General features: G+C 66.2%; 14 protein-coding genes. 3 read left to right on the top strand and 11 right to left on the bottom strand.

Annotated features, from left to right (window positions below; genetic code table 11):
- Window positions 1-32: 32 nt before the first annotated feature.
- Window positions 33-1523, top strand: a complete 1491-nt coding sequence (locus tag ArtHe_RS11075) for a catalase (protein WP_248316812.1) — start codon at window positions 33-35, stop codon at window positions 1521-1523.
- Window positions 1524-1601: 78 nt separating this feature from the next.
- Here the strand turns inward: ArtHe_RS11075 and ArtHe_RS11080 are convergent, their stop codons facing one another.
- Genes ArtHe_RS11080 through ArtHe_RS11105 form a run of 6 tightly spaced genes read right to left on the bottom strand, consistent with a single transcriptional unit; the run spans window position 1602 to window position 6828 of the window.
- Window positions 1602-2492 carry a prenyltransferase gene (locus tag ArtHe_RS11080; RefSeq protein WP_248316813.1) on the bottom strand — a complete coding sequence of 297 codons (891 nt, stop codon included), beginning with the start codon at window positions 2490-2492 and terminating at the stop codon, window positions 1602-1604.
- The gene (locus tag ArtHe_RS11085; RefSeq protein ID WP_248316814.1) at window positions 2489-2824 is read right to left on the bottom strand and encodes a lycopene cyclase domain-containing protein; all 336 of its coding nucleotides are present in this window, start codon (window positions 2822-2824) and stop codon (window positions 2489-2491) included. Before ArtHe_RS11085 ends, ArtHe_RS11080 begins: the two co-directional genes overlap by 4 nt.
- A complete protein-coding gene (locus tag ArtHe_RS11090; RefSeq protein WP_248316815.1) occupies window positions 2821-3186 on the bottom strand; it encodes a lycopene cyclase domain-containing protein in 366 nt (121 codons plus the stop codon). The genes ArtHe_RS11085 and ArtHe_RS11090 overlap by 4 nt, the downstream gene beginning before the upstream one ends.
- A complete protein-coding gene (gene crtI, locus ArtHe_RS11095) occupies window positions 3186-4859 on the bottom strand; it encodes a phytoene desaturase family protein (protein ID WP_248316816.1) in 1674 nt (557 codons plus the stop codon). Before crtI ends, ArtHe_RS11090 begins: the two co-directional genes overlap by 1 nt.
- The gene (locus tag ArtHe_RS11100) at window positions 4856-5773 is read right to left on the bottom strand and encodes a squalene/phytoene synthase family protein (protein WP_248316817.1); all 918 of its coding nucleotides are present in this window, start codon (window positions 5771-5773) and stop codon (window positions 4856-4858) included. Before ArtHe_RS11100 ends, crtI begins: the two co-directional genes overlap by 4 nt.
- Window positions 5774-5775: 2 nt before the next feature.
- Window positions 5776-6828 carry a polyprenyl synthetase family protein gene (locus ArtHe_RS11105; protein WP_248316818.1) on the bottom strand — a complete coding sequence of 351 codons (1053 nt, stop codon included), beginning with the start codon at window positions 6826-6828 and terminating at the stop codon, window positions 5776-5778.
- Window positions 6829-6878: 50 nt separating this feature from the next.
- Here ArtHe_RS11105 and idi point away from each other — a divergent pair, with 50 nt between their 5' ends.
- Window positions 6879-7409: an isopentenyl-diphosphate Delta-isomerase gene (idi, locus tag ArtHe_RS11110; protein WP_248316829.1), complete on the top strand. Its 531-nt coding sequence runs from the start codon at window positions 6879-6881 to the stop codon at window positions 7407-7409.
- Here idi and ArtHe_RS11115 read toward each other — a convergent pair.
- Window positions 7357-8130 (bottom strand): glycosyltransferase family 2 protein, encoded by a 774-nt coding sequence (locus ArtHe_RS11115; RefSeq protein WP_248316832.1) that lies wholly within the window; start codon window positions 8128-8130, stop codon window positions 7357-7359. The two genes, idi and ArtHe_RS11115, sit on opposite strands and share 53 nt — an antisense overlap.
- Before the next feature lie 102 nt (window positions 8131-8232).
- On the opposite strand from ArtHe_RS11115, the gene ArtHe_RS11120 reads away from it, so the two are divergent.
- Complete coding sequence (locus tag ArtHe_RS11120) at window positions 8233-8862, top strand: hypothetical protein (RefSeq protein ID WP_248316834.1); 630 nt, start codon at window positions 8233-8235, stop codon at window positions 8860-8862.
- Window positions 8863-9038: 176 nt separating this feature from the next.
- On the opposite strand, the gene ArtHe_RS11125 is transcribed toward ArtHe_RS11120, so the two are convergent.
- The 4 genes from ArtHe_RS11125 to ArtHe_RS11140 form a co-directional block, all read right to left on the bottom strand.
- Entirely contained in the window at window positions 9039-10223 is a 1185-nt protein-coding gene (locus ArtHe_RS11125; protein WP_066296227.1) for a TerC family protein, read from the bottom strand.
- Window positions 10224-10405: 182 nt separating this feature from the next.
- Entirely contained in the window at window positions 10406-11029 is a 624-nt protein-coding gene (locus ArtHe_RS11130; RefSeq protein ID WP_248316835.1) for a nucleotidyltransferase family protein, read from the bottom strand.
- 104 nt (window positions 11030-11133) lie between these two features.
- The gene (locus ArtHe_RS11135; protein WP_248316837.1) at window positions 11134-11433 is read right to left on the bottom strand and encodes a DUF4193 domain-containing protein; all 300 of its coding nucleotides are present in this window, start codon (window positions 11431-11433) and stop codon (window positions 11134-11136) included.
- 216 nt (window positions 11434-11649) lie between these two features.
- Window positions 11650-12027, bottom strand: a complete 378-nt coding sequence (locus ArtHe_RS11140) for a hypothetical protein (RefSeq protein WP_248316839.1) — start codon at window positions 12025-12027, stop codon at window positions 11650-11652.
- Window positions 12028-12033 lie beyond the last annotated feature (6 nt).

Consider the following 12033-nt stretch of genomic DNA (forward strand, 5'->3'; position numbering starts at 1 on the left):
ACTTACCAGTTCATCCACAAGAAAGAGAGAGAATGTCGAACTTCACCACTACCCAGACCGGCACTCCGGTTGCCAGTGACGCACACTCGCTGAGCACCGGTGCTGACGGCGCGGTTGTCCTCCACGACCGCTACCTGGTCGAGAAGCTGGCCCAGTTCAACCGGGAGCGGATCCCGGAGCGCATCGTGCACGCCAAGGGCGGCGGCGCGTTCGGCGAATTCACCGTCACCGAAGACGTGTCCAAGTACACCCGTGCGGCTGTTTTCCAGCCCGGCACCACCACCGAGACCGTGCAGCGGTTCTCCTCGGTTGCCGGCGAAATGGGCTCGCCCGACACCTGGCGCGACGTGCGTGGCTTCGCCATGCGTTTCTACACCTCCGAGGGCAACTACGACATCGTCGGCAACAACACCCCGGTGTTCTTCATCCGCGACGGCATCAAGTTCCCCGACTTCATCCACTCGCAGAAGCGCCTTCCGGGTTCCGGCCTGCGCGACGCCGACATGCAGTGGGACTTCTGGACCAACTCCCCCGAGTCCGCACACCAGGTGACCTACCTGATGGGCGACCGCGGCCTGCCGCGTTCCTGGCGTGAAATGCCCGGCTTCGGCTCGCACACCTACCAGTGGATCAACGCTGCCGGTGAGCGCTTCTGGGTGAAGTACCACTTCACCTCCAACCAGGGCAACCATGAGATCACGGGTGCCGAGGCTGAGAAGATCGCCGGCGCAGACGCTGATTACTACCGCCGCGATCTGTACGAGAACATTGCTGCCGGCAACTTCCCGTCCTGGGACCTGCACGTTCAGGTCATGCCGTACGAAGACGCCAAGACCTACCGGTTCAACCCGTTCGACCTGACCAAGGTCTGGCCGCACGCGGATTACCCGCTGATCAAGGTCGGTACGCACACGCTGAACCGCAACCCGGAGAACTTCTTCGCGCAGATCGAGCAGGTTGCCCTGTCTCCCGCGAACCCGGTTCCCGGCATCGGCGCCAGCCCGGACAAGATGCTGATGGCCCGCATCTTCTCCTACCCGGATGCCCAGCGCTACCGCGTTGGCACCAACTACAACCAGCTGCCGGTCAACGCACCGAAGGCACCGGTTCACAACTACTCGCAGGATGGCTCCCAGCGCCACTTCTTCAACTCCCCGGAGACCCCGGTCTACGCCCCGAACACCCTGGGTGGCCCGGTTGCCGACCAGGGCCTCGCCGGCGAAGGCAGCTGGGAAGACGACGGCGCGCTGGTGCGTTCCGCCGCCACCCTGCACTCCGAGGACAGCGACTTCGGCCAGGCCGGAACGCTCTACCGCGAGGTCTTCGATGACGCCGCCAAGGAGCGTTTCCTGGAGACCATCACCGGTGCCGTTTCCGGTGTGCAGCGCCCGCACATCCGCGAAGCTGCCATCCAGTACTGGACGAATGTTGATCCGGACCTCGGCGCGAAGCTGCGTGCCAGCCTCGCCGCCGGTGAGACCACGGCCAACGAGCAGGCCGAGTACGTGGGCGTCGCGGAGTAATCTGCGCGCCTGACGCGCAAAGCGGCCGGACCCCGTCCTGGGGTCCGGCCGCTTTGTCGTTAACCGCGGGGCTGTCCGCTAGCGCGAGGGCCAGTACCAAATGAGCAGCATGGTCACCAGGAACCCGGTGAGGAAGTTCAGTTTCAGGAACCGCTTCCAGCCGGCGTTGGCCTGCTCCGAGCCTTCATCGGTGATCGAGAGGAAGGGCAGCAGGTTCAGCAGGTACGGCACTGCCAGCAGCGAGCCGAGCAGGGCCGGCCACGAGGCCAGGAGCATCAGCAGCCCGGCGGCCAGGTAGGCTGCGGCGGCGAACCAGACCACGGCCCGGGCTCCCAGGACGGTGGCAATCGAGGAGATCCCGCCTTCCCGGTCCGGCAGCACATCCTGGACTGCGCCAAAGGCCTGGCTGGCCATCCCCCACAGGAAAAACGCACCCAGCACAGCCCACAGCCCGGAGGTGAAGTCCGCACCGGCCAGCACCAGCGCATAGAGGGCCGGGGAGACGAAGTGCGTGCTGGAGGTGACGGAGTCCAGGAACGGCCGTTCCTTGAACCGGAGTCCGGGAGCGCTGTAGGCAACGACGGCGAACACGCTCACCGCCAGCACCAGCCAGGAGAGCGGGGAGCCCAGCAGCACCAGCACCACGAGGAACGGCACGTTGGACCCTATGGCGGCCAGCAGCGTGACCCGGTGGAAGCTGCGGTCCAGCAGCGCACCTTCCACCCCGCCCTTGCGCGGGTTCCGCAGGTCCGACTCGTAGTCGAAAACATCGTTGATGCCGTACATCGCCAGGTTGTACGGCACCAGGAAGTACAGTGTGCCGATGATCCAGGTCAGGTCGATCTGCCCGGCCGTCAGCAGGTAGGCCGCGGCGAACGGATAGGCGGTGTTCACCCAGGACAGCGGCCGGGAAGCGACCAGCAGCATCCGCAGAGTGGATCCGGGGGTCCTGACGGCGGGCACGCTCATGGGTTTTCCTCCCGAAGGGGTTTGCCGGAACCGAGCAGTTCCCACAGGGCCGGCAGCAGCAGGACGGCAGCCAGCGGATAGGCGAAGTCCTCCAGCGGCGCGAGCCCGAGGAAGGCCCCGGAGATCCGATCCGGATTGTAGCCAAAGAGACCGGCGGTGATCATCAGGTTATCGAAGACGGCGGTCAGGAGGAGCAGGACGGCGGCGGAGGCGCCCAGCGTGGCGAGGAAAGCCCGGTTGCTGCGGCTTCTCCTGCGCCGGCGGATCAGTGCGGCGGCGAGCACCAGTGCGGCAGGCACCAGGAAGCAGAGGTTCAGGAGCCAGTACGTCACCGCTGCACCCCGTCTGAGCTGCGCAGCTTCCCGCTGCGGGACCGGGCGGCCAGATGCAGGCCCAGGACCCGGATCAGGCCGTAGAGCACCATGGTCAGGTAACAGAGGAAAGCGAGGAAAAATGCTTCTTCGAGCGGGAGGTGCGGTGCCAGTTCCACGCCGAGCATGAACCGGGTCTCCCCCCGGTAGAAGATGTCCAGGCCGATTCCATAAAGGTCCCAGATCAGGAAAAACACCAGGCCCGTCCCGAGCACGACGGCGGCCCGCCAGGGAGCAGCGAAGAAGAACAGCCGGAAGCGATGGTCGAGCAGGACCATGCAGCCGATCGAGGCCAGCAGGCACAGCAGGTAGAGCGCACCCATCAGGCTGCGCCGTCCGCGGTGCGGGCCCCGGGAATACGGGCCCCGGGAACCGGCTCGGGCAGGGCTTCGGTGCCGGTCTCGCCGCGCAGCCGTTTCAGCACCAGTTCGGCACTGATCAGGCACATGGGCAGGCCGATGCCGGGGAGGGTGGACCCGCCCGCATAGAGCAGTCCGTCCACCTTCCGGCTGGCATTGGACCCGCGGAAGAAGGCGCTCTGCTTCAGCACGTGCGCGGGGCCCAGCAGGGTCCCCCGCCACGAGTTGAAGTCCGCGCTGAAGTCCCCCGGACCGACCGTGCGGCGCAGGGTAATGCGTTCAGCGAGGTCGGGGATGTCCGCCCAGACGGCGATCTGATCAATCACGGAGTCGGCCAGTGACTCCAGGCCCGGATCCCCGGTGCCGTTGATTCCGCCGGAGCCAAGCGCTGGGTCGGAGGGAACGGGTACCAGGACAAACAGGTTCTCGTGCCCGGCGGGGGCGGCACCGGCGTCAGTGGCGCTGGGTTTGCAGACATACAGCGAGGCCGGGTCCGGTACCTGGGTGTCCGTTCCGAATATCTTCTCGAAGTTCGCTTCCCAGTCCCGGGTGAAGAGCAGCGTGTGGTGCAGCAGCTGCGGCAGTTCCCCCTTCACTCCCAGGTGCAGCAGGATTCCCCCCGGTCCCGGTACCCGGCGCTCCCAGTACTTCTCCGGATAGGTCTGCAGTTCTGCCGGCAGCATCGCCGTCTCGGTGTGGTGCAGGTCGGCGGCGGAAACGACCAGGTCCGCCGCCAGCAGCACACTGGAACCGGCGGCATCGGTGTACTGGACTCCCGTAGCCCGGGGTTTCCCGGTGCCGGGAGTGGTGCGGATCGAGGTGGCGTTGGCGTTAAGCAGCACCTTAACGCCTTCTGCTTCCGCCAGGTCAGCCATCGCGGTGATGATCCGGGAGAAGCCGCCCTGCGGGTAAAGCACTCCGTCGGCGAGATCCAGGTGGCTCATGAGGTGGTACATGCTGGGCGTGATAAACGGCGAGGAACCCAGGAACACCGCCGGGTAACCGAGAACCTGCCGCAGCCGCGGGTCCGTGAAGCGTTTCGCCACGAAGCTGCTCAACGGCTGCAGCAGCAGCCGGGCCAGCCGCGGTCCGCGGGCCAGCACGTCGCGGCGGAGCAAAGGGGTGAAGGAAGCGAAGGTGCTGTAGAGGAATCGTTTTTTCGCCATGCCGTACACCTCCTCCGCCGAATCGAGGTATGCGGCCAGCTTGGCACCGGCGCCGGGTTCCAGAGATTCGAACAGGGCAATGTTCTTCTCCCGGGTGGCCTGGATGTCCACCGGGCTGCGCTCGTCTTCGAAGTAGACCCGGTACCCCGGATCCAGCTGCACCAGGTCCAGCTGCTCCGCGGCGCTGGTGCCCAGCAGCCGGAAGAAGTGGTCAAACACCTCGGGCATCAGGTACCAGGAGGGGCCGGTGTCGAACCGGAAGCCGTCTGCCTCCCAGCTCCCGGTCCGCCCGCCGATGCTCCCGTTCTTTTCAAGGACGGTCACGTCCAAGCCTTCGCGGGCCAGCAGCGCGGCGGTGGCGATGCCGGTGATGCCCGCACCGATCACGACGGCGGTGCGGGGCTGCGTTGTGCTGCTGCGCTTTGTCCCGTGGCCGGGACTCTTCCGGCTGGACCTGATGGTACGGATCATGGCGCCCTCTCGGCGTCGGGTGCGGACAGGGCCCGTGCGGTGCGGCGCACGCCGTGGGTGAGGACTGCTTCGGCTGCGAGCCGGACCTTAACCGGGTTCGGCACCCGGATCCTGGTGGTGCGCAGCGCCGAAGCAGGAGTGCGGCGCAGCCGGCGGGCCAGTTCGGCGAAGAGTTCCTGGGCCAGGGCCACGGCTGCGCGGCATTCCCGGGGAAGCCCGGCAATTGCCGCCCCGGAGACCAACAGGTCCGCTTCGATGTCGTCCAGGAGCCGGTGCTTGTCTGCCTCTGAGAATGCGTCCACCGTGACCCCTGGGAAATAGCTGCGGCCCAGGGCCTCGAAGTCCTCCGCCAGATCACGCAGGAAGTTCACCTTCTGGAACGCCGCCCCCAGCCGCTGGGCGCCTTCCCGGAGTCGCTTCTCCTCGTCTGCAGGCACCTCCCGGCCGTCCAGGAAACACTGCAGGCACATCAGCCCCACAACTTCGGCGGAACCGTACACATAATCGTCGAAGGATGCCTGGGTGTGCTCCACCCGGTCCAGGTCCGCGCGCATCGAGCGGAAGAACGGTTCGGTCAAGTCCGTGCCGATACCCGTCCGGCGGGCGGTCAGGGCAAACGCATGGACCACCAGGTTCACGCTGTAGCCGGTGCGCATGGCCGCTGCAGTTTCCGCTTCCAGACCGTCGAGCAGGCCCCGGATCTGGGCGGGAGGGATGTCAGCGGCAGATGCGACGCCGTCGACAATTTCGTCGGCAAGGCGGACCAGGGCATAGATCGTTTCGATCTGCCGCCGGGTCTGGGGCAGGAGCAGCCGCGACGCCAGCCCGAACGACGTCGAGTAGGCCTTGATCATCACTGCGGCGGTTTCCATGGCAGCCCGGTTGTAGAGGCGGAGTCCGGTTTCGTGCGCCATGCTCACCGGCCCCGGTTCACGGAGGAGGAGACGACGGCGTCGAGCATCGCTGCGAGCCCGGCCGGAACTTCCGCGCAGTCCAGGTGGCTGCGGGCACTGGCGGCGTAGTCCGCCGCGAGGTTCCGGGCGTAATCCCGGGCTCCGCAGTCCACCAGGATTTCCCTGGCCCGCTCGGCGTCGGCCACTCCCATGTCCGGCCGTCCAATGATGCCGGACAGCTCTGCCCAGCGGGGTGACTGGGCGGCATAGGCGATCAGCACCGTGCGCTTGCCTTCCCGCAGGTCCCCCATGCTGGACTTTCCGGTGGCGCTTTCATTGCCGAAGACGCCCAGCAGGTCATCCACCACCTGGTAGGCGATGCCGGTGTCCCGGCCGAACCGGCCCAGGGCAGCGACGGCGTCGGGCCCGGCTCCGGCCAGCACGGCTCCGGCCCGCAATGGTGCCTCGAAGGAGTACACAGCCGTCTTCAGCCGTTCCATGTCAAGGATGTCGCCAACCGGCGGAGCACCCGGCTGGAAGGAGAAATCGACGTCGATCAGCTCACCGGCCGCCGAGGCGAAGACCGCCTCGTCCAGGATGCCGGCCAGTGTGTCCCGGGTGAAGGGATCCGTGGTGACGGAGTCCAGCATGCGGAACGCTCCGCTGAGGGCCAGGTCTCCGGCAATGATTCCTACGGAGAGCCCCCGGTGCCGGGCCGCATCCGGCGCTTCCCCCGAGGCTTCGGCCCGCCGGCGGTACACCCCGGGAACGTTGTCCTGTCCGCGGCGGACGAAGTCGAGGTCAATCACGTCGTCGTGCACGATCAGCGCCGTGTGCAGCAGCTCGAAGGCCGCGCCAACCCGCGCCGCGGACACCAGGTCCCGTCCGCCGAGGTGGGTGTAGGCGGTCATCACGATCCGGGGGCGCAGCCGCTTGCCGCCTGCAGTGGATTTTTCGAGCGTCTCCCAAAGGCTAAGGTAGCTGGGACTGATACGCCCGGCGCGATCCTTGGCCGCGGCAAAGAACCCATCCAGGACATGTTCCACCTGCTGATGCGCAGTTACCTCGTCAAGCAAGTGTTCTGTGTCCATGCATAAAGTAAACACTCTGATCGTTAGGGGAAGAAATGCCGCAACGCCGGGAAGAGGTCATTCTCGTCGATAACGAGGGCCAAAAGGTAGGTACCGCAGACAAATATTTGGTGCATACAACGGAGACACCGCTCCACCTGGCCTTTTCCACGCATGTTTACTCCCCGGACGGCCGCATCCTCGTGACGCGCCGGGCGCTGGGGAAACTGACCTGGCCGGGAGTCTGGACCAATTCCTTCTGCGGCCACCCGGGCCCCGGCGAAAGCAACCAGGACGCCGTGGTGCGCCGCGCCCAGCGTGAGCTGGGCCTGCAGCTGCGGGACATCGCCGTCGCGGTGCCGGATTTCCGCTACCGCGCGGTGGACGCCTCCGGCATCGTCGAGAACGAGATCTGCCCCGTCTTCACCGCCGTGGCCGAAGCGGATCCGGTGCCGGCAGCCGATGAGGTCATGGACTGGACCTGGACTGATCCGGCGGAACTGGTGCAGGCGGTGCGCCTGACACCGTGGGCGTTCAGCCCCTGGCTGGTGCTGCAGCTTCCCCTGCTGTACCCCGGAGACGCCTGACCCAGCGCTCCCAAGGAGCTTCCTCGCGCCAGTGCACGGCCAGGGTATGGAACGCCCGGCGGAAACGCCGGCGCAGGTTCGCCCCGCCACTCACGGCCCGGGGAGCCATGCCCACCACCAGGGACCGGTCCCATCCGCACCGGTAGTCCAGGCCCACATGGGCACTGAGGCAGACGTCGTCGTGCTGTTCCGCATCATCGGTATGAACGCTGGCACGGACGGACGTCCAGACGGCGGCCCGGAGGGCCAGGTTCGATCCGAAGAGCGGACGGTGGGCCAGCGCCAGGCGCATCGCCTGGTAGTAGGAGCCCAGGTACAGCCAGGTGATCACCGGGCCGAGCCAGCCCGGAAACCCGTAGAACCTGCCCGGGCCGCTGAGCACGGAAAGCTCCGGTTCGTCCGCAAACCGTGCCTCGATGCGTTCCACCCAATCGGGCGGCAGGATGCAGTCAGCGTCACAGCGCGCAATAATCTCCGCCTTCGCCGCGTCGTAGCCCGCTGCTGCCGCCGCCGGGATGCCCGGGCGCAGTTCGCGGATCACGCGGGCACCGAAACGGGCTGCCACGTCGGCGCTGTTGTCGGTGCTGTTGTTGTCCACCACCACAATTTCTGCCGGCTGCCGTGACTGCGCCGCGAGGGAGGCGAGGCACCCTTCCAGCGCCGAGGCGTCGTTCAGGCAGGGAATAACAACGCTGACGCCGGGCTGCGGTGAGGAAGGCATGCACCAGATTTTACGGGGCATCCGCTGGCGGCAGCGCAACGGGCGGCCGCTGCGGCTAACGGATGCTGTGCCTGCCGGTACGGGCTCGGATACCGTAAATGCATGATCGATTCCCTCCTCCGGCGTCCAGCCGGCAGCGCGGAGCTGGTGTCGGACGCGGTCCGTGCCCTGGGCGCGGCCAGTCTGCTGGCCGCCCTGCTCTGGTACGGGCCGGTGGAAGCTGCACTGTTTGCCCTCGTGGCCCTGGGACTGCTGGTCTCCCGCGCGCTGCCAGCGGCGCCGCTGTTCTCCTCGCTGTATGGGCTGACCCTGCTGGTGGCAGCCTGGAGCAGCGTATTGGACCTCTACGCACGGATCAGCTGGTGGGACCTTGCCGTGCACTTCGCGGCGGCCGGTGCCCTCGCCGTGATGGCCTGGTACCTGCTGGCTGCCTTTGGTGCAGTCACTGCCCGGTCCAACGGCCGGCATCTGCCCTTCATAGTCACCGCCGTCGTCACCGCCCTGGGCCTGGCCCTCAGCGTGCTCTGGGAGTTCGCTGAATGGTGGGGCCATACCTTTGTGGACCAGACCATCAACGTCGGCTATCAGGACACCATGGGCGATCTTGCCGCCGGCGGCCTGGGGGCGCTGCTCTCCGGGTACCTGCTGGAGCGGACGCTCCGCCGGTCCCCGGAGGGGGCAGCGCCTGCGTCAGGTGCCGGTGCGCCGCTTCAGCGCCGCTTCCAGTGCTGAGACGAGGCGTTCCACGCGCGGAAGCAGCGGCGTCGGCGTCGGACTCTGCTCCGCCGCAGGCCGTAACCAGCAACAGGCTGGACGCGGCCAGGGTTGCAGCGAGCGCTCCGCGGCGGCGCACGGAAAAGGGCCAGCCGCAGCTGGAAAGCTGCGGCTGGCCCTGCCTAGGTGAGTGGCTACTTACTGGTGTAGCGGGCGTGTTCCTCGTGGGCCCGGGCAACCTCTGAACGGATGTCCTCGATGTCCTTGACCTTGTCCCGGTATTTCTTGTCCATCTGTTCGATCTCCCGCTCTTCCTCGCAGAGAGCCGTGTAGATCCGCTCCCGCTCTGCGTCGTCCGAGGTGTAAGAGAGATCCAGGTAGGCGTTGGCATGGCGGCGGGCATTGTTGACCGCGGTCTGGGCCTTGCCTGCCGGGCTCACCAGGGAAGCGATGATGGTGACCACCAGGATGCCGACGATGACGCTGAGGGAAAGCCCGGTGCTGATTTCCACAACCTGGACGTGCTCGCCGTCGTTGATGAACCACAGGGTGTTCTCATGCAGGGCATGGAGGACCAGCTTCACGCCGATGAACGCGAGGATCGCGGCCAGGCCGATGGACAGGTAGATCAGGCGGTCCAGCAGCCCGTCGATCAGGAAGTAGAGCTGGCGCAGCCCCATCAGGGAGAAGGCCGTGGCCGTGAAGACAATGAAGGTGCTCTGCGTCAGGCCGAAGATTGCCGGAATCGAATCCAGTGCGAAGAGGATGTCGGTTCCGCCGATGGCTATCATCACCAGCAGCATCGGGGTCAGGACCTTCTTGCCGTTCTCAATGGTGAACAGCTTGTCGCCGTCGTAGTGGTCCGTGGTGGGCAGCACACGCTTGGCGATCCGGATGATGAAGTTGTTGGCCTCGTCCTTCTCCCCCTCGGGCTTCAGCAGGTTCCCGGCGGTGATCAGCAGGATCAGGCCGAAGATGTAGAAGATCCAGGAGAAGGAGTTGATCAGGGCCGCGCCCAGGAAGATGAAGCCGGTCCGCGCGATCAGGGCGAAGACAATGCCGAAGAGCAGCACCTTCTGCTGGTCCTCACGCGGCACCCGGAAGCTCGCCATGATGATCAGGAAGACAAAGAGGTTGTCCACCGAGAGGGCTTTTTCCGTGATGTAGCCCGCGAAGTACTCGGTGCCGGCAACGGGCCCGCCAAAGACCAGGACCAGGATGCCGAAAATGATTGCCAGACCCACGTAGATGGCAGACCAGATGGCAGCCTCTTTGAGGGTGGGGATGTGCGCCTTGCGGATGTGGAAGAAATAGTCGAAGGCCAGGAGGCCGAGGATGACGATGATCGTCACTCCCCAGACCAAAGGGGAAACCGTCATGGAATCTCTGCTTTCGTAGGGTATGCCAAATGGGCGTAAGTCTCTCCGGCGGCCTCTGGCCACCCGCTGTCCCCGGCTGGGCATCGGTGCCCTACGTGTTGACGAACTACAGCGTGGAAGGATACTCCCCTACGAACGCACCACTCTACCCGATCCGCAAGCGCACCCGGGCCCTGCACGGCTTAGGCTCCGGATTCGTTTCCGCTGCCCGGCTCCAGCAGCGCCAGGTCCGCCGGGGTGTCGATGTCACGTCCATCCAGCTCGGAGCCGCAGTCCACCAGATCCACAAGACCGGGGTGCGCCGCCAGAAAGGCGCGCGCACCGGCGTCGCCCAGGGCGGTGGCTGCGGCAGCACGGGCGAGTTGCGGAGCAAACAGCACCGGGTGCCCGCGGCGCATTCCGCCGCCGGGCAGCCGGTAGCCGGCGCAGGAGACGCGCGCCGGCTGCGCATGTGCAAGCATTCGGGCAACAGTCGTGGAGGTGAGGCCGGGCTGATCGGCCAGCGCCACCAGGACGGGTTCCTGCGGTGCCAGGCGCAGCGCTTCCGCCACGCCGGCCCGGAAAGAGGAACCCATCCCGGTTTCCCACTCAGAATTGGTGAGCGGGAGGGTGCCGGAGAGGTCCGCAGCAGACTTCACCCGGCGGGATTCGGCGCCCAGGACAACGATGACGCGCGAACAGCCGCCCTCCCGCAGCGCGGCGGCGAGGTGTTCAATCAGGGGACGGCCCTTGTAGGGCAGCAGCGCTTTGGGGCCCAGGCCCAGCCTGGCCCCGGCTCCCGCTGCCAGGAGGACGGCATTTACCATGCAAGTGACAAAATCACACCGGTGCGTTAACCACAACCGCCGCACCAGGAGCGTCCGGGGCGGCGGTGGTTGCGGGCGGCAGCCGGGGGGGCCGGGCAGAGGACTCAGCCCTCGCAGTCCTTGCAGTATTTGGTGCCGTTTTTTTCCACGGCGAACTGGGACCGGTGGCGCACCAGGAAGCAGGAACCACAGGTGAATTCGTCGTCCTGGGCCGGGACCACCCGCACCAGCAGTTCTTCCCCGGAGAGGTCCGCACCCGGCAATTCGAATGCTTCGGCCGCTTCAGATTCGTCTACGTCCACAATCGCTGACTGTTTGTCAGTACGCCGGGCCTGGAGCTCCTCGATGGAAGCAGTTCCGGTGTCCTCTTCCGCTTTTCGCGGCGCGTCATAATCCGTAGCCATCTACAGGCTCACTCTCCAATGTTGATCGGCGGTTCGATCCAGCTCCCCGATGGTAACCGCTCTGCCCGCAAGCGCTGACCGGAAGGCGCAACATGTGCGCAATAATGGGCGAAATAGCCCCGGGCGTGCAGCTGCCCGCCGGACGGTTCCGGCGGGCAGCTGCACGTTCAGTCCAGGAGCCTCCAGTTCAGGAACCTCCAGCCCCGCGGGTTCCGCTTACGGACGGCCCTCAGGCTGCGGCCGCGCAGGATCCATGGTGGTTCCGCCGCCGGAGGTGTGCGAGTGGTCAGCAGGGTTGGCGGTTCCGGCAACCGAGGAGGCTCCACTGCTTCCGCTATTGCTGCCGCCGTCAGAGCCCATCTTGTCCTTGGCCTGCGAAGCAGCGTCCTTGGCCGAGGACGCGGCATCCTTGGCGGCTTCGGTGACCTTCTCCTGGAGTCCGGGGGCCTTCTGCTTGGCCCACTCGGTGCCCTGGTTCACCGTGTCCTGCACCTTGGGATCGTTCCAGAGCGACTTGATCTTCTCCCGGCCTGCCTTCGAGCCAACCAGGTATCCAACGCCGACACCTGCCAGAAAAGCCATCTTCTTAACCATGGTGTT

Origin of the sequence: Arthrobacter sp. Helios (genome assembly GCF_023167125.1) — a bacterium.
GTDB classification, from domain to species: Bacteria; Actinomycetota; Actinomycetes; order Actinomycetales; family Micrococcaceae; genus Arthrobacter_B; species Arthrobacter_B luteolus.